This window comes from Actinomadura luzonensis (genome assembly GCF_022664455.2).
Lineage (GTDB): Bacteria > Actinomycetota > Actinomycetes > Streptosporangiales > Streptosporangiaceae > Nonomuraea > Nonomuraea luzonensis.
Window position 1 is genome coordinate 110,425 of sequence record NZ_JAKRKC020000003.1, and the last position, 26,354, is coordinate 136,778.

Sequence of the window (26,354 nt, forward strand, 5' to 3'; positions counted from 1 at the left end):
TCGCCGTGGTGGAGCGGCCGGAGCCGTCCGCGCCGCTCGTGGGCGAGCTGGTGCGGCGGCTGGCCAGGCACGGGCACAACCCGCCGGTGCGGCTCCTGCTGGTGGTGCGGGAGCCGGGGGACGCCGGCTGGTGGCGGCGGCTGGACACGGCGGCGGGCGGCTGGCCGCGGCGGCTCGACCCGGCGCTCGTGCAGCTCAACGCCCGTCCCCTCACGCTGGACGAACGCCGCGAGCACGCGGGCGCGGCGATGAAGGCGTACGGGCCGAGCCGGGCCGCCCTGCCCCCGCCGCCGCCGCTCGACGACCCCGAGTTCGGGCTGCCGCTGCACGTGCACCTGGCGGCGCTGATGCGGCTGCGCGACGGCGGGGCCGGGACGGGCGAGGCCGGGGCCGGGCTGGTGGAGCGGTTCCTGGAGCGCGAGTTCCAGCAGTGGGCGCGGGCCTGGCCCGTCCCGGACGCGCCCTTGGAGGACGTGACGGCGTGGCAGGCGGTGGCGGTGCTCACGCTCACCGCGCCGGCGCTCGGCGAGCTGCCCGGCCTGCTGGCGGCCGTGCCCGGCCTGCGCGCCGGCGGGCTCGCCGGGCAGGCCGTGCACGTGGCGCGCTGGCTCGGCCGGGTCTTCCCCGGGGGCGAGCGGATGGCCCCGCTCGGCCCGGACGTCCTGGCCGAACGGCTGCTGGCCGGGACCGAGGGGCTGACCGGGCTGGTGCTGGCCCTGCACGACCACGAGACGCGGACGACGCGGCACCTGATCCGCATGCTGGACGTCCTCGCCACGGCGGCGACGGGCTCGGCCAGGGCCCGGGGGGCGCTGCGGGCGCTGCTGACGGAACGGCTCGGCCGGCTGGTCGCGGAGGCGGCCGCGACGCCCGCGACCCGGCTGGGTGACGCGGTGAACGCCGCGCTGGCGCTGCTCGCGGAGGACGCGCAGGTGGCCGAGGCGGCGGCCCGGCTGCCGCTCCGGCGCGGTGCGGCCGCGCTGGGGCGCGGGCGCTCCGGTGACGCTGGGCGAGCTGGCCGTGCGGCGGCTGCGCGCCGAGGCGGCGCGTCCGGGCGCGGCGGCCTCGGCGGCGCGCGCCCGCACCGCCGCGGCCCGTTCCGGGTCGGCGGCCTCGGCGGCGGGCCGGTGCGGCGGCCTCGGCGGCGGGCCCGGGTGGGCTGGCGGAGGCGTTGTCGGTGCTGGCGGGGCGGCTGGCGGCGGTCGGGCGGGTGGGCGAGGCGGTCGCGGCCGCCGCGGAGGCGGTGGAGATCTTCGCCGCCGCTCCCCCGTACGAGGCGGCGGCCGCGCGGGCGGAGGCCCTGTACCACCTGGGCTCCTGCCTGCTGCTGGCGGGCGAGCCGGGCGAGGCGGTCAAGCCCGCGCAGGAGGCGGCGGCCCGGTTCCGGCTCCTCGCCGAGGACGACCCCGGCGGGCCTGGGGCGGAGCTGGTCGCGGCGGCGCACTACAACCTGGCGTGCGCGCTGGCGGGGGCCGGTCGGGTGAAGGAGGCGATCGAGGCGTACACGGTCGCGGCGTCCGGCGACGGGAAGGGAATCGGTGACGGGAAGGGAATCGGTGACGGGAAGGGGAGCGGCGACGGGAAGGGAGGCGGCGACGGCGGGGAGGGAGCCGGCGAGGAGCTGAGCGACGTCCTGCGGGCCATGCCCCTGCCGCACCCGCCAGAGCCCGCCCGCTCCAGCGGGCCGCCCGGAGCGGCGCGCCCCGGCGAACCGCAGGTCGCGCGGCCTCCCGACGAACCGCAAGTCGCGCGGCCTCCCGACGAACCGCAAGTCGCGCGGCCTCCCGACGAACCGCAAGTCGCGCGGCCTCCCGACGAACCGCAGGTCGCACGGCGCTCCGGCGAGCGGCAAGGGGCGTCGCGTCCCGGGCGCTCGGCCCGGCACGCCGCGATGCCGTTGGCGGCCCCCGTCCCGGGGGACGCGGAGGCTCCGGCCGACCGACCCGACGCGACCGGCCCACCGGCGGTGGCCCCCGGCTCCCCTGTGCGGCGGCCGGAAGCGGCGGCCGTGCCCACAGCACCGGAAGCTCCGGGCAGCGGGACGAGGGCCCTGAGGGGCGGCCCAGAGGCTCCGGGCAGCGGAATCACGCCGCCGAGGGGCGGGCCAGGGACACCGGAGGGCGGGCCACGGACACCGGAGGGCGGGCCACGGACGGCGCAGGGCGAGCCACGGACACCGGAAGGCGGGCCAGGGACGCCGGAGGGCGGGCCGACCGCGCCGCGCGGCGGCGGGGCGGCTGGGGCGGCGGGTGGGCCGCGGGCGCTGGGGCCGTTCGAGGGGCTGGGGCCCGGGGCGGTGCCGGAGCTGGGCGGATGGCTGGCGGTGGCGGCGACCGCCGCCGTCAAGGACGTCTCCCCCGTGGACCGCGACCTCGCCGAACGCCTCCACCTGCTCGCCGCCCGCCTGCACCACCTCGGCCGGACGCGGGAGGCCGTCGCGCCGGCGGCCGAGGCGGTGGCGCGGCTGCGCGGCCTGGCGGGTGAGGAGCCGGGGCTCAGGTTGTCGCTGGCCGAGGCGTCCGGGCTGCTGGCGCGGCTGCACGCGGCCGGCGACGACCTGGACGCCGCCGCCCGTTCGGCCGCCGAGGCGGTGCGCGACCTGCGGGCCCTGACCGCGCTCGAACCCGCCGAGCACCGCCCCGCCCTGGTGCGGCAGCTCCTCGACCTCGGCGAGCTGCTGCTCCTCGACGACCGCCCGGAGGAGGCGCTGGGCCCGTTGCAGGAGGCCATGGCGGTGGCGGACGGCCGCGAGGCGCAGGCGAGGGGCCGGCGGCTGCTCGGCCTCTGCCTGGACGAGCTGGGACGGGCGGCCGACGCGCGGGCGCACCTGGAGCTGGCGGCCGAGCTGTACGACGTGCTGGGCGCGGAGGACCCCCACCACCGGCGGGACCTTCAGGAGGTGCGGGCCAGGCTCGGGCGCGGGCAGCCGCCGCCGGCGCGGGGCGGCGCGCGGCACTGGCTGCTCGCCCTGGCCGACCCGCCCTCGTCCGCCCGCGAGGGCGCGGCCGGGGAGGGCGCGGCCGGGGAGGCGGTGCGCAAGGCCGAGCAGGTGCTGGCCGAGTGCCGGACGGCGGTCGAGCGCGGCGACGGCGCGCCAGGCCCGGAGGTGGTGCACGCCTACCTCTCGGCCCAGGCGCTGCTGGCCCGCGCCTGGACGGACGCCGGGCGGGCCGCGGACGGGCTCGCGCTCGCCATGCAGGCCGCCGAGCTGCTGCAACGGCACGCCGTACCGGACCGCCCGCAGGCGGTGGTGGTCGGGCAGGTGGCGGCGGCGCTCGGGCGCGCGCTGGTCGGGCTGGGCCGGCACAAGGAGGCCGTCCCGCACCTGCTGACGGCGATCGAGGCGCACGGGCAGGCGGGGGCGAGCCCGGCGTCGGGGAAGGAGCTGGCCGAGCTGCTGGTGCTGGAGACGGTCGCGTTGTCGCACTCGGCCTGCCCGTCGGACGCGGAGGCGGCGGCCGACCGGCTGGTCCGGCTCCAGGCGGCGCTGGTGTCGGAGGGCATCCAGCCGCCGGCCGTCCTGGCCGGGGCGTTGCGGCTGCAGGGCGGCATCCGGTTCGGCAGGGGCGACGCGGAGGGGGCGCTCACCTCGGCGAACCGGGCCGTGGACGTCCTGGACACGGCAGGCGGCGGCGGCGCGCCCATGGTCAGGGGGGCGTGCCTGGAGCTGGCCGGGCTGTGCCTGGCCGAGCTGCACGAGGACGACGCCGCCCGGGCGAGGCTGGCCGAGGGCACCGCGCTCATGGCCGGGCTCATGGCCGGGCTCATGGCCGGGCCCATGGCCGGGCACGGTCAGCCGCCCGCCGGCCTGGCGGGCACGCACCTGCTGGCGCTCGTGCGGCTGGCTCGGCTGCGGGCCCGTGAGGAGGGCGCGGCGGCCGGCTGCGTGTTGTACGCGCGGATCCTGGAGACGCGCCCGCTCCCCCAGGGTGACGTCCTGCGCAGCCTGGTCGAGGACCTGGCGCGCTACGTCGGCGACCTGGCGGACGGCGCCGACCCGGCGGCGCTGGTGGCGCCGCTGGAGGCGTTCACCGGCGACCTCGAACGCCAGGTCCCGCTGACCGGCGAGCCCGAGCTGTACGACGAGTACGCCCGCTGCCTGTCCCGCCTGTCCGCGATCGCCGCCCAGGCCGGGGGGAGCGGCGAGGCGGCGGTGCGGGCGGCGCGGCTGGCGGTCCGCGTCCAGCGGGGCCTGGCGGCCGGGTCGCCGGCCCGGCGCGACCGGCTCGGCCTGGCGCTGGCCGCGCTCGCCCGGCTGGACCGCGCCGACCTCGCCGCCGCCGAGCAGGCGGTCATCGCCTTGGACGGCGACGGGCGCAACGGCAGGGAGTCGGCCGCCGTGCTCACGCTCTACGCCGCCGAGCTGCTGGAGCGCGGCCGGGCGGTGGAGTCGCTGGCGCACTGCGAGCACGCCGCCGACCTGTGCGACGAGCTGGACGACCCGGCCGTCGCCGCTGCCGCGTACGGGCAGCTCGGCGCGGCGCTCGCGGCCCTGGACCGGCCGCAGGCGGCGCTGGAGGCGATCACCTGGTCGCTCGCCGAGGTGGACCGGGCCAGGGAGCGGGGCCAGGAGCTGCCGCATGTCCGGGCCCAGGCCCTGCACGTGCGGGGGCGGGCGCTGCGGGCCCAGGGCAGGACGCAGGAGGCGCTGACCCACCTGGTGGAGGCCGTGCGGCTTTACACCCGGCTGTCCAGGCCGGCCGCCGCCGAGGCGGCCGCGACGGTCGCCGACGACCTGCTGGCGGCCGGGCGGGCGCGGGAGGCCGCCGAGTACGCCGCGATCGCCGCCGCGGGGCAGCGGGAGGACACGGTCAAGGGCGCGCTGGCCCTTCAGCGGCTGGCCAGGTGCCACCTGATGCTGGGCGAGCTGGCGGAGGCGAACGCGCTGGTGGAGCGGCTGATCCCGCTGGCCAGGCGGTCGCCCGGCGATCTGACGTACCGGGCGGTCCTGGCCGACTCGCTGGCGCAGAGCGCGGAGCTGCTGCCGCTGCTGCGGCTGGACGGCGGCGGCGAGGCCGAGGCGCGGGCCCGCGAGGCCGTCGCGACCTACGACGAGCTGCTGACGTCCGGCATGGACGCCGGGGCGCTGCACACCAGCCGGGCGGGCGCGTGCCTGGCGCTGGCGGCCGCGCTGCGCCTGCGCGGGCAGGCGGCGGAGGCGGTGCGGCCGCTGCGGGAGGCGGTCGGCGCGCTCGAACGGTTCGCGCCGGGCGACCCGCCGCTGTCCGGGCTGCTGGCGCGGGCGATGCTCATGCTGGGCGACGCGCTGATGGAGGCGGAGCGGCCGCTGGAGGCGGGCCTGGTCTTCCACCGCGCCACGCAGGTGACGCGGGACGTGCCGAGCCGGGCGGTGGCGCACGCCCGGCTCGGGTTCTGCCAGCAGGAGCTGGGCAGGGACGACGCCGCCGACGCGGCGCTGCGGGTCGCCGCCGGCCTGCTGGCCGAGCTGCTGGCTCCGCAGACGCGCCCCGAGGGCCCGGCGAGGGGTCGGGACGAGGGTCCGGCGGAGCGGCGGGACGAGGGCCTGGTGGAGCTGCTGCGCGAGGTGCTGCGCGGCCGGCTGCGGCTGCTGGAGCGGGCGGGCGGCAGGCGGGGCGAGGCGCGCCAGGTCGAGGCCGACCTGCGCGCGCTCACCCGCCCCGCCCGTTAGGGCTCCTGGGCCTGGACGGTCTCGCGGGCCCACCGGTAGTCCGCCTTACCGGCCGGGGAGCGGACCATCTCCGCGACGAACGCGTACGACCGCGGCACCTTGTACCCCGACAACGCCGCCCGGCAGTGCGCGTCCAGCTCCGCCGCGGTGAGCTCGACCCCGGGCCGCGGCTCGACGACCGCCGCCACCCGGTTGCCCCACCGCTCGTCCGGCACCCCGGTCACCACCGCGTCGAACACGCCGGGATGGCCCTTGAGCACCGCCTCGACCTCCTCGGGGAACACCTTCTCCCCGCCGGTGTTGATGCACTGCGAGCCGCGCCCGAACACGTTGACCGTCCCGTCCGGGTCGACGGTGGCGAGGTCGCCGGTGAGCAGCCAGCGGGTGCCCTGCTCGTCGGTGACGAACGTGCGGGCGGTCTTGTCCGGGTCGTTGTAGTAGCCGAACGCCACCCGTCCGGACCGGGCGACGGTGCCGAGCTGCCCGGAGCCGGGCTCGACCGGCCGGCCGGCCTCGTCCAGGACGGCCAGCCGGACCACGGAGTTCGGCTGGTAGCGCAGGCCCTTCTCCGGGGAGGACCCGGCGACGCCGGAGGCGGTGAAGCCGGACTCGGTGGAGCCGAAGTTGTCCAGGATCATGATGTTCGGCAGCAGCTCCTGGAGGCGGTCGCGCACCGCGCCCGACAGGATGGCGCCGGTCGAGCTGACGATGAACAACGACGAGACGTCGTAGGAGCCGGCGGCGAACGCCTCGGCCAGCGGGCGCGCCATGGCGTCGCCGGTGATGTTCATGGTGAACACGCGCTCGCGCTCAACCGTGCGCCAGACCTCGTCGGGGTCGAACTTGCGCACGTACACCATGGTCCCGCCCAGGCACCAGGTGATGAACGTGGCCATCTGCGCGGCCCCGTGCATGAGGGGCGGCACGGCCATCATCGTCATGGGGCCGGACTGCTCCGCCGCCTCCACGACCTCCTGCGGCGTGGCGCGCGGCTCGCCGCCCGGGTTGCCGCCGCCGAAGCCGAAGAACAGGTCCTCCACCCGCCACATCGCGCCCTTGGGCATGCCGGTGGTGCCGCCGGTGTAGATGATGTACACGTCCTGGCCGGAGCGCGGCGGGAAGCCCCGTTCCGGCTTGCCGCGCTCCAGCGCGGTCCCGTACGGCACGGCGGAGCCGATCGACGGGGGCCCGCCCACCGCGACCAGGTGCTCCAGCAGCGGCGCGTCGGCGACCACGGCGGCCACGCGCGGCTCGAACTCGACGTCGTAGACCAGCGCCCGCAGGTCGGCGTCGCGGTAGAGGTAGAGCAGCTCGGACTCGACGTAGCGGTAGTTGACGTTGATCGGCACGGCCCGGATCTTCAGCGCGGCCATCATCCCGGCGAGGTACGGCACGCCGTTGTAGAGCTGCAGCCCGACGTGCTCGCCGGCGCGCACGCCGAGGCCGGTGAGGTAGTGGGCGAGCCGGTTGGCCTCGGCGTCCAGCTCGGCGTACGTGCGGCGGTCGTCGCCGCAGATCGCCGCGACCCGGTCGGGGATCGCGTCGGCCACGCCTTCGAACAGGTCCGCGTGGTTGAACTCCATCAGAGTTTCTCCCGTCCGACGATCCACATGGCGAAGAACTGGGCGCCGCCGCCGTAGGCGTGGCCGAGCGCGGTGCGGGCGCCGTCCACCTGGTGCTCGCCGGCCATGCCGCGCACCTGGAGCGCGGCCTCGGCGAACCTGATGAGGCCGGAGGCGCCGATCGGGTTGCTGGACAGCACGCCGCCGGAGGCGTTCCAGGGGGTGTCGCCGTCGAGGGCGGTCGCGCCGGACTCGGTCAGCTTCCAGCCCTCGCCCTCGGCGCAGAAGCCCAGGTTCTCCAGCCACATGGGCTCGTACCAGGAGAAGGGGACGTAGACCTCGGCCACGTCGATCTGCCGGCGCGGGTCGGTGATGCCGGCCTGCCGGTAGACGTCGGCGGCGCAGTCCTTGCCGGCCTGCGGGCTGACGGTGTCGCGGCCGGCGCGGAAGATCGGCTCGGAGCGCATGGCGGTGCCGTGCACCCAGGCGGGCGTGCCGGTGACGGCCGGCTCGGAGGCGAGCACCATCGCGCACGCGCCGTCGCTGGACGGGCAGGTCTCGAGGTAGCGGATCGGCTCCCAGAGCATCGGCGTGGACTCCACCATCTTCTGGTCGATGCCGGGGATCCTGAGGTGCGCGTACGGGTTCTTCAGCGCGTTCAGCCGGTCCTTGACGGCGACGAGGGTGCCGATGTGGCCGGGCGCGCCGGTCCTGCGCATGTACTCGCGGATGTGCGGCGCGAAGTAGCCGCCCGCCCCCACCACGAGCGAGGCGTTGAACGGCAGGTGCGTGGACAGCGCCCATGTCGCGTTGGACTCCGACTGCTTCTCGAACGCCACGACCAGCACCCGGTCGTGCACCCCGCCCTGCACGAGCGAGGCGCCGACCAGCGCGGTGGAGCCGCCGACGCTGCCCGCCGTGTGGACGCGCATCATCGGCTTGCCGGCCGCGCCGAGCGCGTCGGCCAGGTACGCCTCCGGCATCATCACGCCCTCGAACAGGTCGGGGGCCTTGCCGATGACGACGGCGTCGATGTCCTTGAACGTCAGCCCGGCGTCCTCCAGCGCCCGCACCGCCGCCTCGCGCACCAGCCCGGCGATCGAGACGTCCCGGCGGCGGGTGGTGTAGTGCGTCTGCCCGACGCCGATGACCGCACAGCGGTTGCCCATCTCAGCCCTCCAGGACGGTGACGAGGTTGTGCTGCAGGCAGGGGCCGCCGGCGGCGTGCGCGACGGTCCGGTGGTTGCGGCCGTCGAGGATGCGCTGGGCGGCCTCGCCGATGCGGATGAGGCCGGTGGCCATGACGGGGTTGGCGGCGAGCGGGCCGCCGGAGGGGTTGATCACGGTGTCGCCGGTCAGCTCCAGCGCCTCGCGCAGGATGATCTCCTCGTGCGCGAACTGGGCGTGCAGCTCGGCCACCTCGACGGGGCCCTTGCCGACCCCCGCGGCTCGTGCGGCATCGGCCGCGGAGGCCGACCGGGCGAGGTCTCGCATACCCAGGTAGTGGGGTTCTATGCGGTGCGCGAGGCCGCTGATCCAGGCGGGGCTGGAGGTGAGGCGGGTGGCGAGGTCGCCGGCGGCCAGCACGACCGCGGCGGCGCCGTCGGTGACGGGCGGCGCGACCAGGCCGTCGTCGCCTTCGGGGTCGGGCAGGTCCAGCGCGTACGGGTTCGCCCGCCCGTCGGCCCGGCTGCGGCGGACGATCTCGGCCAGCTCCTCGCGCTCCGCGCCGAGCGCGGACGCCTGCAGGCCCGCGTAGGAGAGCTGGTCGAGGCCGAGCGGGGCCAGGTAGTACGGGTCGAGCTGGAGCGTCATGATGGTGCGCAGGTCGCCGAGGGACGACTTGCCGAACCCGTACACCAGGGCCGAGTCCAGGTCGCCGTGCTGGAGGCGCACCCATGCCTCGTACAGGGCCCAGGCGGCGTCCATCTCGACGTGGCTCTCGGAGATCGGCGGCCAAGCGCCGAGGGCGTCCAGCGCCGAGACAAACGAGAACGGCGCGCCGGCCAGGTAGTCGCAGCTCCCTGAGCAGGTGAAGCCGAAGCGGCGGAGCCCGGTGCGCTCCTTGACCTCGTTGATGACGGGCAGGATCAGCTCGGGCTCGCTGAGCCCGGTGTCGTGGCCGGTGTGCCGCGTCTGCGCGAACGCGACGATCGCTACCTCTCTCATGACAGCTCCACGTCGGGCTCGCCGGTGGGGGCGAACCAGCGGATGTTCGCCATGGACGCCGTGCGCTCGCTCTCGGGCACCCACACGGCCTTGACGCGCATGCCCTGCCGCACCTCGTGCGCGGGCACGTCCGCGACCAGCGCGATCATCGGGATGTCGGCCCCGTCGAGCAGGATGTACGCCGACACGAAGGGCACTTCGGGGGCGCGCGGGTCGGGCAGGTTGTTGATGGCGAACGTGGTGATCGTCCCGGTGTCGGGAAGTTCGCGGGTGTCCGCGATGATTCCTCCGCACTCGGGGCAGGACGCCCGGTACGGCACGTACACCTTCGCGCAGCGCTCGCAGCGCCCGCCGAGCAGCACGCCGCGCGCCACGCCCTCCAGGAAGACCCGCAGCGAGCCGCCGGCCTGGAGCCGGTACTCCGCGCGCACCGGCGAGACGATCTTGGTGACCTCGGGGGCGAAGTGCTCGATGTCGGTGATGTGGCCGGTGGGCCGGTCGCGCCAGACCGGCCACACCCGCATGCCGGTCTCCATCGCCTTGACGTTCTCGGCGGCCACCGCGTGCACCAGGGCCGTGTCCGCGCCGTCCAGCTCGATCAGCGCCCAGGCGAAGGGGCCGTCCAGCGGGTGGGCCGCCAGCGGCTCGGCCACCCACGTCCAGGCGGTGACCGTGCCGGCCGGGCCGACCTCGACGTACTCGCCGGTGACGGGCTCGCCGGTGGCGGGGTCGTACTCCAGGGGCGGCACCAGCACGCGCCCCTCGGCGGTGCGCACGCCCACCAGGCGGCGGGCTCGCAGCTCGCTGAGGAAGCGGCCGACCACCGGCCCGGTCGTACGGGTATAGCCGCCGGGGAACTCCAGGACGTGCTGAGCGACCAGCGGATCAGATGGCACGGTCTCGTCCCTCCCAGTACGGGTCGCGGAGCTTGCGTTTGAGCAGCTTGCCGTTCGGCTCGCGGGGCATCTCGGCGATGAAGTCGACGGTCCTCGGCCACTTCATCCTGGCCAGCCTGCCCTCCAGGGAGGCCAGCAGCTCGGCGGCCAGCTCGGGGCCCGGCTCGCAGCCGGGGGCGGGCTCGACGACGGCCTTGATCTGCTCGCCCCACTCCTCGTCCGGGATGCCGAACACGGCCACGTCCGCCACCTTCGGGTGGATCATCAGCTCGTTCTCGATCTCGGCGGGGTAGATGTTCGCGCCGCCCGAGATGATCATGTCGGCCTTGCGGTCGCAGAGGTAGAGGAAGCCGTCCTCGTCGAGGTAGCCGACGTCGCCGACGGTGAAGAAGTCCTTGAGGCGGTTGGCGGCGGTCTTCTCCGGGTCGCCCTTGTACTCGAACGAGGCGCCCAGCATCTTCATGTAGATGGTGCCGGGAGTGCGGGTCGGCACCGGCTCGCCGTGCTCGTCCACGATCAGCAGCTCGCTGATCGGCCAGGCGTTGCCGACCGTGCCGGGGTGCGCCTTCCACGCCTCGGGCGTGGCGAGGGTGCCGCCGCCCTCGGTGGCCGCGTAGTACTCGTACACGCAGTCGCCCCACCACTCCAACATCGCCCATTTCACCGGGACGGGACAGGGGGCGGCGGCGTGGATCATCCACTTCAGCGAGGACAGGTCGTACTTGTTCCGCGTCTCCTCCGGCAGCGCGAGCAGCCGCTTGAAGTGCGTCGGGACCATGTGCGAGCTGGTGACGCCGTGCCGCTCGCACAGGCGCAGCAGCTCCTCGGCGTCGAAGCGGTCCATGTAGACGAGCGTGTGGCCCATGTGCAGGGCGGTGCCGCCGAACTGGGTGACGGCGGTGTGGTAGCTCGGCGAGGTGACCAGGTGCGCGTTGGGGCGGCCCGGGGTGACGCCGAACAGGCCCAGCAGGAACGTCATCAGCTCGGCCGCGTCGTCCGGGTCGAGGCCGCTGAGCGGGCGGCGCACGCCCTTGGGCTTGCCGGTGGTGCCGGAGGTGTAGTGCATGGTCAGGCCGGCGGTGCGGCCGGGGGGCGCGGTGTCCGGGCGGCCGTCGGTCAGCTCCCGCACCGGCCGGAACCCGTCGGCGCTCTCCCCCAGCACGAAACGGCGCTCGGGGGCGATGGCCTCGGCCGCCCTGCCGCCCTCCGCCAGGAAACGCGGGTGGACGAAGAACGCCTTGGCCTCGCTGTCGGAGACGATGTAGGCGATCTCGGGCCCGGTGAGGTGCCAGTTGACCGGCGTGTAGTACCAACCGGCCTGAAGCGCGGCCAGGTAGAGCACCAGGCCGTCCGCCCCGTTCGGGGCCAGGCCGCAGACGCCGTCGCCCGGCTGGAGCCCTAGCTCGTCGCGCAGTCCGTGGACGAGCCGGTTCGCCCGGGCCAGGAGGTCGCCGGCCCGGTGCTCCGTACCGTCGGGGTCCACGGCCGCGATCCACCCGGGATCGGCCTGAGCGAGCCTCCAGAAACCGAGCGTGCCCATATGCGCTCCTCACGGCCTACGAAAAAACAGGAACCTGTTCTCGTTTGCTGTCCGGAGCGTATCCTTGGGCGCACTGCGTAGCAAGCGCTTGATTCGACCTGATGGAGGCACCCGTGGAGCTCCTGCCGATCAGCACCCCCCACTGCCGGATCGAACGCGACGGCCACGTCCTCATCGTCACCATGAACCGGCCCGAGGCCCGCAACGCGCTCTCCTCCGACATGCTGATCGGCCTCGCCTCGGCCTGGGCGTACGCGTCGGCGGAGCCCGGCGTCCGGGTCGCGATCCTGACCGGCGCCGAGGGCACGTTCTGCGCCGGCGCCGACCTCAAGGCCATGGGGCAGCCCTCCACCGACCCCGACGTCCAGGCCAGGGCCGCCACGATCCCGAATTTCCACTGGAAGGGCCTGCTCCGCGAGGACCTGCCCACCAAGCCGATCATCTGCGCCGTCGAGGGCCACGCGGTCGCCGGCGGCACCGAGCTGCTGGTCGGCACCGACCTCCGGGTCGTCGCCGAGTCCGCCACCCTCGGCCTCTTCGAGGCCAAGCGCGCCCTGTTCCCGATGGGCGGCAGCGCCGTCCGCCTCCCCCGGCAGATCCCGTACTGCCACGCCATGGACCTCCTGCTGACCGGCCGCGCCGTCACGGCGGCCGAGGCCCTGGCGATGGGCCTGGTCAACCGCGTCGTCCCCGACGGCCAGGCGCTGGCCGTGGCCCGCGAGCTCGCCGACGACGTCGCCGCCTCCGGCCCGCTCGCCGTCCAGGCCATCCTCCGCACCTACCGCGACACCCTCGGCCTCGCCGAACCCGAGGCCCTGAAGGTCTCCGACGACCTGGGGTGGCCGGTCATCGGCTCCGAGGACGCCAAGGAGGGCACCCGCGCCTTCCGCGAGAAGCGCCCGGCCCACTACCAGGGCCACTGACGCTCACGGGCTCAGGCGTCGCAGCGGCGCGAAGTGCTCGGCGACCCAGCGGAGAGGGCCCCTGGTCCCGCCGTTCAGCAGCTCGATGACGGGCTCTCCGCGCGCCGGGTCCGTCTCGCCGGTGTCCAGCCACACCCGCCCCCGGCCGTCCGTCCACACCAGGATGACGCTCACCCGCGCCGCCCGGCATCGCTCCACGAGCACTGCCACCTCCAGACCGCCGCCTGGTTCCGGACGGCCGCCCGGATGAGGCCCTCCGGCGTCCCGGCCCGCACCTCCTGCGCGCATCCGTGACCGAGGGCGGACGGCGGCAGAGCCTCGCGGAGGCGGGCATGGTAGCCCTGTTCGTCCCGCCACGTGTCGTACAGCGGCAGTCGGGGGATCAGCGGCGGCTCAGCGGGCAGCTCAGCCCAGACCCGACGCGAACGGTCATCCCCCTCCGCCCCGAACCTCGTCGTCAACGCCGAGATCGCGGCCCACTCCCGGCCACCCGGACGGAGATGCCGAAAACGCGCCTCGACGCGCAGCACCGCGCTCGACGGAGCGGCGCTCATCGTGATCGGCTCTTTCGCGCACGCGCGACGAAGCGCACCGATCATGAGCTGCCTGACGAGGGTTTCGGCCTGGTCGGCGAGCCGCGGACAGCAGACGTCCGCGACGGCGCGAATCCAGCTACCGGCAGCGCCGATCGAGCCGATTGCAGCGGGAAAGCGTTGTTCATGCATGGTGCTCCCAGGTTGTGTAGCTGGTGACACTGCTTTCATGCTGGACCCAGCTTGTGAGCTGGTGGCACCGCCTGTCAAGCTGTTCGCCGTGGATCAGGACCGCCCGCTCTGGCAGCGGATCGTCGCCGAGCTACGCGAGAAGATCGCCACGGGCGAGCTCGCGCCGGGCGCGCGGCTGCCGTCCCGTCCGGAGATCATGCGCGCGTACGCGGTGTCGGACGCCGTGGCCAAGCAGGTCGCCCGGGTGCTCATCCAGGAGGGGCTGGCCGAGGCTCACTCCGGGTCCGGCACCTACGTGCGGGAACACCGCGACCCGCAGAAGATGGTCCGGGCATGGCACCGGTCTGCGCCTTTCGACCCGACCGTGGATCCCGAGAAGCGTGAGCTCACGTGGGAGTACCGTTCACGGACCGTGCAGGCTCCCGCCGACGTCCGCCGGCGCCTGCTGATGCCCGAGCCGCACGGCGACGAGGAGGACGCCGTCCGCACCGACTACGTCAGGAAGGCGAACGGCGAACCGGTCGAGCTGTCGACGTCCTACGAGCCGCTGTCCCTGACGCGCGGCACCCCGATCGTCCTGCCCCAGGACGGCCTGCTGGCGGGGCGCGGCGTGGCCGCACGCATGGTGTCCATCGGGGTGGTGATCGACGACTGGCAGGAGGAGGTCGGCGTCCGCATCGGGACGGCCGAGGAGTGCGCGGCGTTGCGGCGGCCACCGGGCTCGTACGTGCTGACGATCGGCCGCACCCACTACGCGCAGGACCGCCCCGTCGAGACGTCCGACATCGTGCTGCCCGCCGAGCGGTTCCTCCTGGTCTACGGCGGCAAGATGCCCTCGCCGGGCGGCGACGGGCACCCGCCTACTGGTCGGCGGGCGCCGTGAAGTGCTCGTGGCCCAGCACCGCCAGCAGCCGGATCTGGTCCTCCGCCGCGCTGCCCGGCGCGGGCGTGAGCACCAGGAGCGCCTGCGCCTGGTCCTCGGTGAACAGCGCCTGGCAGTCGACCTCGATCCGGCCCACCTCGGGGTGCACGAGCGTCTTGTGGTCGGCGAAGCGGCGGGCGACCTCGTGCCGCTCCCACAGGGCGCGGAACTCGGCGGACTCCGCGAGCAGCACCCCCACCAGCTCCGCCGCCCGCGACCGCGGCCCCGCCGCGCCGTACGCGGCGCGCAGGGACGCGACCAGGCTGCGCGCCTGGCGCTCGTGGTCCTCCGGCGGGTAGACGCGGCGGGCGGCCGGGTCGGTGAACCACCGGTACACGTCGCTGCGCGCCCAGCCGGTGCGCGTGGCCGGGTCGCCGAAGATCGCGACGGCCAGCCGGTTGGCCACCAGCACCTCGCCGAGCGAGGACAGGATGAGCGCCGGGCTGTCCTCCAGCCGGTCGAGGACGCGCAGCAGAGCGGGCGCGACGTGCGTGTCGGCGGGCGTGCGGCGCGGCACGTTGTGCCCGGCCAGGCGGTAGAGGTGGTCGCGCTCGTCGGCGGTCAGGCGCAGCGCCCGGGCCAGCGCGGCGAGCATCTGCTCGGACGGCTGCGGGCCGCGCTGCTGCTCCAGCCGCACGTAGTAGTCGGCCGACATGCCGGTCAGCGCCGCGACCTCCTCGCGCCGCAGCCCGGGCGTGCGACGGCGCGGGCCGGGCATCAGGCCGACGTCGGACGGGCGCAGCGCCTCACGGCGGCGGCGCAGGAAGTCGGCGAGGGCGGCGCGGTTCATGCCTCCCATTGTGGGACGTCACGGCAGGTGCCAGCCAGGGACCGCCGATCCCCCGATCCGCGGTGCCCTTCCGCGCCCGGCCCCGGGCCGCCAGGGTGGAGGCATGAACATCGCGGGAAACACCGTCTTCATCCCCGGCGCGACGTCCGGGATAGGTCTCGCCCTCGCCGTCCGGCTGCGGGCGGCGGGCAACACCGTCGTCATCGGCGGGCGGCGTACCGACCTGCTGGAGCGCCTGGCCGCCGAGCACGGCTTCGGCACCGTCCGCATCGACACCGCCGACCCGGCGTCCATCACGGAGGCGACGGCCGACGTCGTCGCCCGCTACCCCGACCTGAACGTCCTGGTGGCGATGGCCGGCATCATGCGCGTCGAGGACTGGACCACGCCCGGCTTCCTCGCCGACGCCGAGGCGACGGTCACCACGAACCTGCTCGGCCCGATCCGGCTCATCGCCGCGCTCACCGAGCACCTCCAGGGGCGGCCCGGCGCGACGATCGTCACGGTCTCCTCCGGCCTGGCCCACGCGCCGCTGCGGGTCACCCCCACCTACAACGCGACCAAGGCCGCGATCCACATGCTCAGCGAGACGCTGCGGCTGCAGCTCGCGCCCGCGGGCGTCCAGGTGATCGAGCTGGTGCCGCCGTCGGTGCGGACCGCGCTCCTGCCGGGCCAGGAGACCTCGGACTTCGCGATGCCGCTCGACGAGTTCGCCGACGAGGTCATGAGCCTGCTCAAGGCGCAGCCCGACGCCGCCGAGATCCTGGTCGAGCGCGTGAAGTTCCTGCGGTTCGGGGCGGCGCGCGGCGACTACGACCAGGTGGTGGCCACGCTCAACGCCGCCGACCCGCACGCCCGCTGAACCTCTCCCGAAGGAAGGAACATCATGCCGTTCGCCAACCTCAAAGTGCCCGCCGGCACCCTCACGCCCGAGTCGAGGAAGAAGCTCCAGGACGCCGTCACCGACGCCTTCGCCGACGTGTACGGCGAACGAGCCCGCCCCACGACGCTCGTGATCCTCGAAGAGGTCGCCGACGGCGGCTGGAGCCTCGGCGGCACCATCCTCACCGAGGAACTCCTCGGCCGCAGCTAGCTCCGGCTCGAGATGTGGGCACGATCTAGAATCGGGAGCACGGCAAGCTACACGAGGCTACGGTAGGTGCGTGTTGAAGGTCATTACTCAGCGTGAGTTCCGGAACAACGCAGCCGCCGTCATGAATGAGGTCGAGGCGGGCGAGGTATTCCACATCACCCGCAACGGAGTCGAGATCGCCGAGCTGCGGCCGCTGGCGCGCAGGCGCCGCCTGAGCGCCGAGGAACTTGTCGCGAAGCATCGGCATCTGCCGCGCGTCGACTACGCGGAGCTGCGCCACGAGGCGGACGACGCCTTCGGCGACGATCGCGTCGATGACGACCCTTGGGATCGGCATGCCTGATCGTGACGACTCCGGGGTCATCGACACGTGTGTCTACATCGACCTCGCCGAGATCCCACTCGCCGATCTCCCCGCCTTTCCTGAGCTCACCGCCATCACTCTCGCCGAGCTTCAACAAGGCGTGGCCCTGGCCAAGGACGCATCCACCCGGGCTGCCCGGATGGAGAGGCTGGGCGCCGCGATCGCCTCGAGCCGGGGCCTGCCGCTCGTGCCCGTGTGATGGCGGTCAGTCCTCTGTGATGCGTTCCAGGCGTTCCAGGGCCTCGCCGTACTCCTCCACCAGGCCGAAGACCACGTCCTTGGCGGGGCGGACCTGGTTCATGAGGCCGATGATCTGGCCGGCCGGGAAGGTGGCGAGTTCCGTGGCGTCGCTGCGGCCGATGCGGCGCAGGGCGTCCGAGACGAGCATGAACTGCAGGGGCATCGGCAGCGTCCCCGGCGACTCGGCGGACTCCCACGCCTCGGTCCACTCGTTCTTCAGCAGGCGGGCCGGCTTGCCGGTCCAGCTGCGGGAGCGGACGGTGTCGCGGGAGGTGGCCTCCAGGATGCGGCGCTTGGCCATCTCGGGGGTGTCGGCCTCCTCGACGGTGAGCCAGAGGGAGCCGGTCCAGACGCCTTCGGCGCCGAGGGCCAGGCCGGCGGCCATCTGGCGGCCGTTGCCGATGCCGCCGGCGGCCAGCACCGGGACGTCCACCGCGTCCACGACCTGCGGGATCAGCACCATGGTGGAGATCTCGCCGGTGTGGCCGCCGGCCTCGGTGCCCTGCGCGACGACGACGTCCACCCCGACCTCGACCTGTTTGAGGGCGTGCCGGGGCGTGGAGGCGAGGGCGGCGACCTTGACGCCGTGGGAGTGGGCCAGCTCGACGACGTCGGCCGGGGGCGGGCCGAGGGCGTTGGCGAGCAGCGCGATGGGGTGGCGGAGGGCGACCTCGACCTGCGGGCGGGCGGTGGCGTCGGTCCAGCCGAGCAGGACGCGGCCGGCGTCGGCGTCCGAGGACAGCGGCGGCACCCCGTGCCGGCCCAGCAGGTTCTCGACGAACGCGCGGTGCCCCTCGGGGATCATCGACTGGAGGCGGCCGACCAGCTCCTCGGCCGGGAAGTCGGCCCCCTCGTAGGAGGCGGGCATGACGACGTCCACCCCGTACGGCTTGCCGTCCACGTGGTCGTCGATCCACTTGAGCTCCATCTCGAGCTCTTCTGGCGTGAAGTAGAGCGCTCCGAGCACCCCCATGCCGCCCGCGCGGCTGACGGCGGCGACCACGTCCCTGCAGTGGCTGAACGCGAAGATCGGGAGCTCGATTCCGAACATGTCCGTGACACGGGTCCGCATGGCCTGACAATACGTCTGGGAGAACGCCAACTGCAACGTGTTCTACACTAGAACCTTTCGTCGGTACCGGTGAGTAACCTCCAGCGATAACCGGTTCTAGTCCGGGTTATCGGGAAAAGAAAAAGGCCCGCCTTTTCAGGCGGGCCGGAAAACGCGCGGATTTTCAGGCGGCGGCCGGGCGGCGGCGGGCCATGAGCACGCCGGCGAGGACGAGCACCACGCCCACGATCAGCAGCACCAGCGGGATCACCACGCGCAGCAGGTTGATCTGGCTCTTGCCCTCCTTGGCGTTGTTCACCAGGTCCGCCACGGTCTTGTCGGTCATCTTGGCGGTGCCGACGAAGGCCGCCGCGCGCTCCACGCCGTCCTGCGTCTTCAGCACCTCGTGGCGCTGCACCTCCTGCTTGACCGGCGAGCCGGTGACCGGCTCGATCCAGAAGGTGGTCCTGCCGTCGTACCAGCGGTCCACCTGCACGTCGCCGGTGGTGCCGGTGATGCCGAGGACGTTGGCGGGGGCGGTGCGGGTCTCGGTCTTGGTCGGCGGGACCTGCTGCTCGAAGACGTAGACCGGCAGCCCGTTGACATTGTCCTCGCGCACGAACTGGGCGTCGAACGCCTTCTGCGCCTGCGCGTTGAACACCTTGTAGGTCTTCTTCTCGACATCGAACGGGAACTTGTAGATCTGCCCGTCGAGCTGGACCGGGGCCTTGTCCACGTTGGAGCCGCAGCAGTTGACGCCGGCGCCGGTGTAGCGGTTGAAGGCGCTGCGCCGCTCGGACAGCTCGATCTGCGGGCGGCTGTTGGTGACGTCGTTGACGACGGTGGCCTCGTCCCAGACCACCCGGTCGGAGGTGGCCTCCTTCACGTCGCCGCGCGTGGTGACGATGATGTCGAGGTCGCCGGTGAGCACCTTGAGGTCCTGGAGGGAGAAGTACTGCGCCTCCTTGGCCTCCAGGCGGGAGATGCCGAACTGGTTCGCCGGCGCGGAGATGATCTTCTCGGCCGCCCAGAATCTCAGCAACGGTGCCAGGGCGATGAAGAAAGCGCCGAACCCGATGAGGACGAGCGTGGAGATACGACCCATCGAGGCCTCCGCATTAGTAGAACGTGTTGTCATCAGGTGCGATCGTCGAGCAACAAAGTATGACAGGGGGTGATCGGCGTCACCGCCGGGCCCACCTCCGCAACCAAATCGATAGAAACAAGTTCTATCGTGGTTTCGCCGGTCCGTCGGCGAAGGTGGGAGCAGGGATGAAGAGCAGGGACGCGGCCCTCGACGGCGTCCGCGCGCTCGCCGCGCTCGGGGTGTGGCTGCTGCACGTCGGGAGCAACACGGGCGTGATGTACCGCGACGGCATGTACGCCTGGCTGATGGCGCGACTCGGCATCGCCGTCCCCATCTTCTTCCTCCTGTCGGGCCTGCTGCTCTACCGCCCGTGGGCGCGCGCGGTGATCGAGAATACGGCACGCCCCCGGCCCCTGCCGTACCTGTGGCGCCGGGTGCTGCGCGTCATGCCCGTCTACTGGCTGGTGACCGCGCTGGCGCTGTGGGCGTGGAGCGGCCTCGACTGGGCCGGCCGGCTCAAGTGGCTGCTCCTGCTGCAGAACTACTTCCCCGGCGACCCCACGCCCGACGGCCTCTACCAGATGTGGACGCTGCCCATCGAGATGGCCTTCTACGTGACGCTGCCGCTGCTCGCCTGGCTGCTCGACCGCTGGGCGCGGCGCGGCGGCAACCGGCCGGTGCGGCTGCTGGCCGGCATCGCGCCGCTGCCGCTGGTCTCGGTGGCCAGCGTGATGGTGGCCCGGCTCGGCGACCGGCCCGAGGTCGGGCTCTGGCTGCCGTACCACCTGGTCTTCTTCGCCTGCGGCATGGCGATGGCGGTGCTGTCGGTGTGGCTCAGGGAGAGCCGGGTGGTCGACGCGCTCGCGCCGCAGCTCCTGGTGCTGGCGTTCCTGCTGTACGCGCTGCTCAGCACCGGCCTGGCCGGGCCGCGCGAGCTGACGCTGCCCACCCTCGGCCAGTCGTTGTTCCGGCTGAGCCTGGAGACGGCGGTCGCGGTGCTGGTCGTCGCGCCGTTCGCGCTGGCGCCGCGCGAGGGCACCCTCCGGCACCGGCTGCTCGGCAACCCGGTCACCGCCTACCTGGGCCGCATCTCCTACAGCTTCTTCCTCTGGCACGCGCCGGTGATCACGCTCCAGCTCAAGCTGACCGGCGCGCAGCCGTTCCAGGGCGACTTCCCGAGCGTGGCCGTGGTGTCGTTGATCGTGACGCTGCTGCTCAGCGTGGGCAGCTACCATCTCGTCGAACTCACCGCCCTCAGGCTGAGCGGGCGCCGGCGAGCACCTGCTCCCCTGCCGGCAGCTCGGGAGGCGGCGCCGGCCGCGCCGGCCGGGTGACGTGCGCGCCGAACAGCGCGCCCACGGCCGCCGACGACAGCAGCTGCGGCACGTGGTCGGTCAGCACCACCAGGTCGACGCCGCGCTCGCGCAGCACCAGGTACGCCGCCAGCGACAACGTCGCCGCGCCGAAGAGCCCCGCTGACCACCAGTGGGCGGGCAGCCGCCGCGCCCGCAGCGCGAACGTCACCAGCATCGCCGCCAGCACCGCCAGCGCGCCCTGCCAGCTCGCCACCCAGCCGCCGAAGGCCAGCCCCAGCACGACCGCGTACGGCGCCCGCAGCCGCGACAGCCGCGCCGCCGCGGCGGAGGCCGTCTCGCGCACGTGCTCGGGACGCGGCCCGCGCAGCACCAGGGCGGCCAGCGCGAGCAGCGCGATGCCCGCCAGCCCGTACGCCAGCGCGTTCCAGTAGGCCCGGTCCGGCACGTACTCCAGCCGCACCGTCCCGGACGTCCCCGCGGGCAGCTCCCACGCCTGCTTCCAGCCGTCGATCCTGGCCGGCCGCAGCGCCCGCCCGCCGACGACGGCCCGCCAGCCGGCGTTGAAGTTCTCGTTGACGACGAGGAAGGAGTCCTTGGGGGCGCTGACCTTGACCTCGCGCTCGGCCGCCGTCCACGCGCCCTGCACGGCCGAGCCCTCGACGCCGCGCGGCTCGTCCGGCAGCCGGCCGACCACCAGGTCGTCGATCGCGAACGACTCCCAGCCGGCCACCCGCACCCGGTTGTCGCCGGCCGCCAGCTTCGCCCGCGCGCAGCCCTGGATCTCCACCGGCCGCCCCTCCAGCAGGTCGGCGTGCGTGCCGGCGACCTTGGTGGCGACGAGGGCGCCGTTGACCTCGATGTTCGGGCCGAGGCCGCAGGGCAGCCGCAGCGGGATGTCGGCGGGCCTGGTCACCGGGCTCAGGCCGGGCACGACCAGCTCGGTGAGCTGCAGCCGCTTGCTGTAGGGGGTGAAGGTCAGCTTCAGCCGGGTCGTGCGCAGCGGGCGGAAGACGAGGTTGCCCTGCTCGTCCACCCGCCCGGCGCGGACGATGCCGCCGTCGCCGGTGACGACCACGTCGAGCGGCTGCAGCCGGTCGCTGGACGGGCGGCCCAGCTTGATCCTGGAGATCGTCCGGTCGCCCTTCCAGGCGAGCGTGAGCGTCGGCTGGGCGTCCTCGGCGGCGGGCAGCCAGGTGGTGCTGGCGTCGCCGTCGAACGCCGAGCGCGGCGCGACCTGCGGATCCTTGCTGAGCTGGGACGAGCCGGTCACCTGGGTCAGCGAGCCGCTGACCCGGGTGAAGCGGTCGGCCAGCGCGGGGTCCTTGAGCACGGCGGTGCCGCGCACGGTCACGCTCGCGGGGGCCGACGCGGTGAACGTGCGGTCGAACCCGGTCTCCTCGCCCTGCCGGGCCAGCACCGGCGCGTTGCACACCCACCGCTGCGGGTTGCGCACGCAGGCCGGCCGCTCGTCGAGGCCCCGGTCCATGACGTAGGCGTCGCCGCCCGCGCCCGGCAGCCGGATCGTGCGCTCGGCCACGACGCCGGGGATCGACAGCTCGACGATGCCGACCCGCTGCCCGTAGCTCCACTGCGCGGAGCGGGCCTTGACGACCTTGATCCGCACCCAGCTCGCCGGGCCGTCGGGCACCCGCAGCGCCTGCGGGTCCGTGGTGTCCCGCACGTCCTGGACCAGGCTGCCCGAGTCGGTCTCGACCGCCACCCTGGCGATGGACTGGCCGAGCGCGAGGTCGGGGGCGAGCATCACCTGCAGGCCGGTGAGCCGCCGCGGCGCGGGCAGGTCCACCCGCAGCCACTGGCCCTCGGGGCGGGTGGCGCCGCTGCTCTCCCAGGCGGTGGCGACGTTGCCGTCCATGGCCGACCAGGGGCCGCGGCCGGGGTCGCCGCTGCCCGCGATGGCGTCGGGGCCGGCGTTCGAGAAGGAGGCCGTGAGGCCGGAGACGCCGTGGTACTCGGCGGTCGCGGTGTCGTCCAGCCAGCCGTCCTCCAGCAGGTCCAGCTCCCGGACGCCGCCGAAGTCGGCCTTGCGGTCGGCGGTGAGCGTGGGCGACTGGTTGGCGCGGATCTCGCCGAACGAGCGCTCGCGCAGCCGCAGCGCGTCGCTGACCACGGTGGGCAGCTCGCGGCGGCCCGCGTCGCCGTCCACCAGCACCGGGCCGTCGCCGAGCAGGCCGAGGTCGCCCATCGTCAGCAGCGAGTCGGGCCCGCCGCGCACGGCCACGGCGTCGGCCGCCGGCTGCACCGAGACCAGGTCGGCCGCGCCGGACACCTCGTACAGGTCGAGGGCGGGGAAGGCCGGGTCCAGGGAGTGCTGGGCGTCGTCGGTCTGGCGGTCGCCGACCGGCTCGCCGAAGGTGCGCACGAGCTTGACGCCGGGCGTCTCGCGCAGCGCCTCGTAGACGCGCGACGGCCAGGCGCCCTGGAGGTTCTGCCGGATGAGGTCGTTGCGGACGAGCAGGTAGCGCACGCCGAGGCGGCGCAGCACGGCCGTCACGCCCGCCGAGCCGTGCCCGGCGGCCAGGCGCTGGTCGATGACGTCGAGCAGCCGGGTCAGGCCGACCGAGCCGGGCGGCGTGATCTGCCGGGTGGTCCAGCGGGCGGTGGTGAGCGCCTGCAGCGGCTCGTCCATGGGACGGCCCCAGACGTACTCGGCGAACTTGGCGCCCGGCACGAGCAGCACGCCGTCGTCGCCGGCGTTCTCGTTCAGCCAGGTCGCCGCCTCCCGCCAGTACGGCGGCACCTTCTCGAAGTCGCCGGGCGCGGCCAGGCCCTGGTTGAAGACGGGCAGCACGAGCGCGGCGGCGGCCACGGCGGCCAGCGCGCGGAGCGGCAGCCGGGCCCGCACCAGCAGGTGGGCCACCCCGAAGGCGAGCGCGAGGCGGACCAGCGGGTCGAACTTGCGCAGGTTGCGCAGCGGCGCGAGCGGCCCGTCCAGCAGCCAGCGCACCGGCTCGGCGGTGACCGGCTCCAGCGCGCTGATGTGCCCGGCCACCAGCGCGGCCACGCCCACCACGAACAACGCCAGCACGAACCCCTTGGCGGGCAGGTCGCGGCGGGCCAGCCCGGCCAGGCCGAGCGCGGCCAGCACGCCGGTGACCACGACCATGGCGGCCGAGGTGGCGATCGCGAAGCTCGCGGGCTGCTCGAAGACGCCGTTCAGCGGCAGGTAGCGCACCCAGTCGGAGGCGCCGCGCAGCACGTTGGTGAGCGAGGTGACCGAGGTCGTGGTGGAGGCGGTCTCGGTGTACGGCAGGAACGAGAACGCGTACCGGCCGACCAGCAGCAGCGGCAGCCACCAGAACAGGGTGGCGACCGCGACGGCGGCGCTCCACCAGCCGAGCAGCCGCCAGCGCGGCACCGGGCGCGGCCGGGTCAGGACGTACAGGACGGGCGCGACCAGCACGGCCAGCACCGCGACGGCGTTGACGCCGCCGCACAGCGCCACGGCGAGCGCCGACCTGATCGCGCCGCGCGCCCGCTGCCCGGTCTCCGAGGCGGTGAGCAGCGGCAGCAGGATCCACGGCAGCATCGCGGCGGGCAGCCACTCGATCGAGATCTCGCCGAGGATGGACAGCGTGCGCGGGGCCAGCGCGTACGTCAGCGCCGCGGCGATCCTGGTGCCCGGCGTGCCGATGCCGAGCCGGCCGGTCAGCCGTTCGACGCCGAGGAAGGCCACGCACATGAGCAGCGTCAGCCAGAGCCGCTGGGTGATCCACGGGTCCACCCCGGCGAGGTCGCCGAGGGCGAAGAACGGGCCCATGGGGAAGACGTAGCCCGCCACCTGGTTCTGGAGTTGGCCGAAGTGCTGCAGGTCCCACAGGTGGGCGGCGCGCTGGAGCCAGCCGACCGGGTTGAGCGCGAGGTCCATCTTGGTGTCGGAGATGAGGTGGCCCGGCTTGGTGGTGAAGGCCAGCAGGCCGAAGCCGAGGCAGCACAGCAGCAGCCACCAGCGCCGCCCCGTCTGCTCGCTGAGCGGCGTGCCGCGCGGCGCGGTGCGGGGGCGGCCGGTGCCGGGGCGGCCCCAGACCAGCTTGTCGGTGACCGGCGGGCGGCTCACCACTGCTCCTCCACGGGGCGGCCCTCCAGGAGCGCGAGCAGGCGCTCGGCGCTGCGGTCCCAGGAGAATCGGTCAGCCCATTCCCGACATTTCACGGTATAAGTGTCGTCGACTTCGTCGAGTGCGGCGGCAAGGCCCTTGGCCAGCCCGGACCCGGCCCCATCACCCGCCCCATCACCCGTCCCGTCACCCGCCCCGCCACCGTCCTCCGGCAGCAGCCAGCCCGTCTCGCCGGGGCGGATCGCGTCGCGGAGCCCGTCCACGTCGAAGGCCACGGTGGGCACGCCGAGCGCCGCCGCCTCCAGCACGCTCAGCCCCCACCCCTCGCCCTGGGAGGCGCTGACGTGCAGCCACGCCCGCGCCACGAGCCGGCTCTTGTCCCGCTCGGGCAGGTAGCCGTGCAGGGTGACGCCCTCGGGCAGCCGCGCCCGCAGCCGCTCCTCCTCCGGGCCCCTGCCGATGACGTCCACCTGAAGGTCCGGCAGGCGTTCGCGCAGCTCGGCGACGGCGTCGAGGAGCAGGTGCACCCGCTTGTGCGCGACCAGCCGGCCGAGGCAGACCAGCCGCGGCACCGGGCTGCGCGCGACCTCGCCGGGGTCGGTGACGCTCACGCCGTTCGGGATGACGTGGATAGGCCCCGTCCAGCGCAGCCGCTCGCGCATGGCGAGCGCCGTGGACGGCGACACCGCCACGCTCGGGTGCCGCCGGTAGCTCCACCGCGACACGGGCCCCTCCAGGAAGCGCCCCACGGCGGCCAGCCACCCCGGCAGGTGCACGCCGAACTGCCGGTCGTGGACGTGGTGCACGACGCAGACCACCCTGGTCCGCCGCCGCAGCACCCAGGGGGTGAAGAACGGGATGCCGTTCTGGCAGTCGAGCACGGCGTCGAAGCGCCCCCGCCGCACCAGCAGCCAGGCCAGCACCAGCGGGTAGACGGTGAACGTCGAGCCCATGCGGGCGAAGCGCACCCCCTCGACGACCTCGCCGCCGCGCTGCCCCGGCGCCCGCGCGGTGACGAAGGACACCTGGTGGCCCGCCGCGGCGAGGCGGCGGGCCAGCTCCCAGGCGAACGTCTCGGCGCCGCCCGCCTGGGGGTGCCAGGGGTCGCGCCAGTTGACGAAGGCGATCCTCACGGATAGCCGACGGGGTCGGGGGCGGCCGGCGGCTCCCAGGCGGCGCCGGTGGCGGCACGCGGCCTGGCCCGCAGGCGCAGCCAGATGCGTCCCAGCTCCAGCACGATGCCGAAGGTGTGCCGGGCCGGCGAGAACCGGGAGCCGGGCACGTCCTGCCAGCGCACGGGGATCTCCTGGACCTGCGAGCCGCCGGCCGCGCAGCGCGCCAGCAGCTCGACGTCGAAGGCGAAACCGGGGGTGCGCAGCAGCGCGGCGACCTCGCGGGCGAGCACGCCGTCGAAGAACTTGAAGCCGCACTGGGTGTCGCTCACCCCGGGCACGAGCGCGCCGGCCAGCGCCCGGAACCCGGCGGCGCCGAGCTCGCGGACCCTGCTGTGGCGGTTCTCGACGACCGAGCCGCGGTGCCCGCGGGAGCCGACGACCACGCGCTCACCGGACAGCAGCAGGCCGAGCGCCGCGTCGATGGCGTCGAGGTCGGTGGCCATGTCGGCGTCGCAGAACCCGACGAACGGGGCGCTCGTCCCCAGCAGCCCGGCCCGGACGGCGGCGCCCTTGCCGGGCACCGGGCAGCCGACCAGCCGGACCGGGACGGGCCCGGCCGGCCAGTTCAGGACGACCTCGGCCGTGCGGTCGGTGCTGGCGTTGTCGACGACGATGACGGCGGCCGGGAACGGCATGCGGGCAAGCTTCGCGCACAGCTGCAGGAGCCCCCCGGGAAGCCGCCGTTCCTCGTTGTAGGCGGGAACGACGATCTCAAGCAGTGGTGGTCGGCTCGACCCGCCGTCCCCTTGCGGAGAGGGCGGCATGATGTTCCGGGC

General features: G+C 74.4%; 21 protein-coding genes. 8 read left to right on the forward strand and 13 right to left on the reverse strand.

Annotated features, from left to right (window positions below; all coding sequences use genetic code 11):
* Positions 1 to 1,177: 1,177 nt before the first annotated feature.
* The gene (locus tag MF672_RS45585) at positions 1,178 to 5,650 is read left to right on the forward strand and encodes a tetratricopeptide repeat protein (protein ID WP_247815782.1); all 4,473 of its coding nucleotides are present in this window, start codon (positions 1,178 to 1,180) and stop codon (positions 5,648 to 5,650) included.
* On the opposite strand, the gene MF672_RS45590 is transcribed toward MF672_RS45585, so the two are convergent.
* From MF672_RS45590 to MF672_RS45610, 5 genes are read right to left on the reverse strand one after another with little or no spacing between them, the layout of a single operon-like run.
* Positions 5,647 to 7,233: an acyl-CoA synthetase gene (locus MF672_RS45590; protein ID WP_242374672.1), complete on the reverse strand. Its 1,587-nt coding sequence runs from the start codon at positions 7,231 to 7,233 to the stop codon at positions 5,647 to 5,649. The genes MF672_RS45585 and MF672_RS45590 overlap by 4 nt on opposite strands.
* Entirely contained in the window at positions 7,233 to 8,381 is a 1,149-nt protein-coding gene (locus tag MF672_RS45595) for a thiolase family protein (protein WP_242374673.1), read from the reverse strand. Before MF672_RS45595 ends, MF672_RS45590 begins: the two co-directional genes overlap by 1 nt.
* A gap of 1 nt (position 8,382) precedes the next feature.
* A complete protein-coding gene (locus MF672_RS45600; protein WP_242374674.1) occupies positions 8,383 to 9,381 on the reverse strand; it encodes a thiolase family protein in 999 nt (332 codons plus the stop codon).
* Positions 9,378 to 10,277: a Zn-ribbon domain-containing OB-fold protein gene (locus MF672_RS45605; protein WP_242374675.1), complete on the reverse strand. Its 900-nt coding sequence runs from the start codon at positions 10,275 to 10,277 to the stop codon at positions 9,378 to 9,380. Before MF672_RS45605 ends, MF672_RS45600 begins: the two co-directional genes overlap by 4 nt.
* The gene (locus MF672_RS45610) at positions 10,267 to 11,817 is read right to left on the reverse strand and encodes an acyl-CoA synthetase (protein WP_242374676.1); all 1,551 of its coding nucleotides are present in this window, start codon (positions 11,815 to 11,817) and stop codon (positions 10,267 to 10,269) included. The genes MF672_RS45605 and MF672_RS45610 overlap by 11 nt, the downstream gene beginning before the upstream one ends.
* 113 nt (positions 11,818 to 11,930) lie before the next feature.
* On the opposite strand from MF672_RS45610, the gene MF672_RS45615 reads away from it, so the two are divergent.
* Positions 11,931 to 12,740, forward strand: a complete 810-nt coding sequence (locus MF672_RS45615; RefSeq protein WP_242374677.1) for a crotonase/enoyl-CoA hydratase family protein — start codon at positions 11,931 to 11,933, stop codon at positions 12,738 to 12,740.
* A 3-nt stretch (positions 12,741 to 12,743) separates the two neighbouring features.
* Here the strand turns inward: MF672_RS45615 and MF672_RS45620 are convergent, their stop codons facing one another.
* Together MF672_RS45620 and MF672_RS45625 are read right to left on the reverse strand one after the other, a co-directional pair.
* Complete coding sequence (locus MF672_RS45620) at positions 12,744 to 12,914, reverse strand: hypothetical protein (protein WP_242374678.1); 171 nt, start codon at positions 12,912 to 12,914, stop codon at positions 12,744 to 12,746.
* Positions 12,911 to 13,465 carry a hypothetical protein gene (locus tag MF672_RS45625; RefSeq protein ID WP_242374679.1) on the reverse strand — a complete coding sequence of 185 codons (555 nt, stop codon included), beginning with the start codon at positions 13,463 to 13,465 and terminating at the stop codon, positions 12,911 to 12,913. Before MF672_RS45625 ends, MF672_RS45620 begins: the two co-directional genes overlap by 4 nt.
* A gap of 37 nt (positions 13,466 to 13,502) precedes the next feature.
* On the opposite strand from MF672_RS45625, the gene MF672_RS45630 reads away from it, so the two are divergent.
* Entirely contained in the window at positions 13,503 to 14,348 is an 846-nt protein-coding gene (locus MF672_RS45630; RefSeq protein WP_242374680.1) for a GntR family transcriptional regulator, read from the forward strand.
* Here the strand turns inward: MF672_RS45630 and MF672_RS45635 are convergent.
* Positions 14,326 to 15,177 (reverse strand): helix-turn-helix transcriptional regulator, encoded by an 852-nt coding sequence (locus MF672_RS45635; protein ID WP_242374681.1) that lies wholly within the window; start codon positions 15,175 to 15,177, stop codon positions 14,326 to 14,328. The genes MF672_RS45630 and MF672_RS45635 overlap by 23 nt on opposite strands.
* Positions 15,178 to 15,280: 103 nt before the next feature.
* On the opposite strand from MF672_RS45635, the gene MF672_RS45640 reads away from it, so the two are divergent.
* The 4 genes from MF672_RS45640 to MF672_RS45655 all read left to right on the forward strand — a co-directional run bounded on the left by MF672_RS45640 (position 15,281) and on the right by MF672_RS45655 (position 16,833).
* On the forward strand, positions 15,281 to 16,039 hold the full coding sequence (locus MF672_RS45640; protein WP_242374682.1) for an SDR family oxidoreductase: 759 nt from the start codon (positions 15,281 to 15,283) through the stop codon (positions 16,037 to 16,039).
* A 24-nt stretch (positions 16,040 to 16,063) separates the two neighbouring features.
* Positions 16,064 to 16,270 carry a tautomerase family protein gene (locus tag MF672_RS45645; RefSeq protein WP_242374683.1) on the forward strand — a complete coding sequence of 69 codons (207 nt, stop codon included), beginning with the start codon at positions 16,064 to 16,066 and terminating at the stop codon, positions 16,268 to 16,270.
* Positions 16,271 to 16,340: 70 nt separating this feature from the next.
* Positions 16,341 to 16,613 carry a type II toxin-antitoxin system Phd/YefM family antitoxin gene (locus MF672_RS45650; RefSeq protein ID WP_242374684.1) on the forward strand — a complete coding sequence of 91 codons (273 nt, stop codon included), beginning with the start codon at positions 16,341 to 16,343 and terminating at the stop codon, positions 16,611 to 16,613.
* Positions 16,606 to 16,833, forward strand: a complete 228-nt coding sequence (locus MF672_RS45655) for a PIN domain-containing protein (RefSeq protein ID WP_242374685.1) — start codon at positions 16,606 to 16,608, stop codon at positions 16,831 to 16,833. Before MF672_RS45650 ends, MF672_RS45655 begins: the two co-directional genes overlap by 8 nt.
* Before the next feature lie 6 nt (positions 16,834 to 16,839).
* Here the strand turns inward: MF672_RS45655 and MF672_RS45660 are convergent, their stop codons facing one another.
* A complete protein-coding gene (locus tag MF672_RS45660; RefSeq protein WP_242374686.1) occupies positions 16,840 to 17,946 on the reverse strand; it encodes an NAD(P)H-dependent flavin oxidoreductase in 1,107 nt (368 codons plus the stop codon).
* Between the two features lie 163 nt (positions 17,947 to 18,109).
* On the reverse strand, positions 18,110 to 19,030 hold the full coding sequence (pgfA, locus tag MF672_RS45665) for a cell envelope lipid trafficking protein PgfA (RefSeq protein WP_242374687.1): 921 nt from the start codon (positions 19,028 to 19,030) through the stop codon (positions 18,110 to 18,112).
* A 167-nt stretch (positions 19,031 to 19,197) separates the two neighbouring features.
* Between pgfA and MF672_RS45670 the strand changes: the two genes are divergently transcribed.
* Positions 19,198 to 20,346 (forward strand): acyltransferase family protein, encoded by a 1,149-nt coding sequence (locus tag MF672_RS45670; protein WP_242374688.1) that lies wholly within the window; start codon positions 19,198 to 19,200, stop codon positions 20,344 to 20,346.
* Here MF672_RS45670 and MF672_RS45675 read toward each other — a convergent pair.
* The 3 genes from MF672_RS45675 to MF672_RS45685 are packed head-to-tail and all read right to left on the reverse strand — an operon-like array spanning position 20,267 to position 26,342.
* Positions 20,267 to 24,403 (reverse strand): alpha-(1->3)-arabinofuranosyltransferase domain-containing protein, encoded by a 4,137-nt coding sequence (locus MF672_RS45675; protein WP_242374689.1) that lies wholly within the window; start codon positions 24,401 to 24,403, stop codon positions 20,267 to 20,269. The genes MF672_RS45670 and MF672_RS45675 overlap by 80 nt on opposite strands.
* Positions 24,400 to 25,536, reverse strand: coding sequence for a glycosyltransferase family 4 protein (locus tag MF672_RS45680; RefSeq protein ID WP_302893402.1), 1,137 nt, complete (start codon positions 25,534 to 25,536; stop codon positions 24,400 to 24,402). Before MF672_RS45680 ends, MF672_RS45675 begins: the two co-directional genes overlap by 4 nt.
* On the reverse strand, positions 25,533 to 26,342 hold the full coding sequence (locus tag MF672_RS45685) for a glycosyltransferase (RefSeq protein WP_242374690.1): 810 nt from the start codon (positions 26,340 to 26,342) through the stop codon (positions 25,533 to 25,535). The genes MF672_RS45680 and MF672_RS45685 overlap by 4 nt, the downstream gene beginning before the upstream one ends.
* Positions 26,343 to 26,354: the final 12 nt, after the last annotated feature.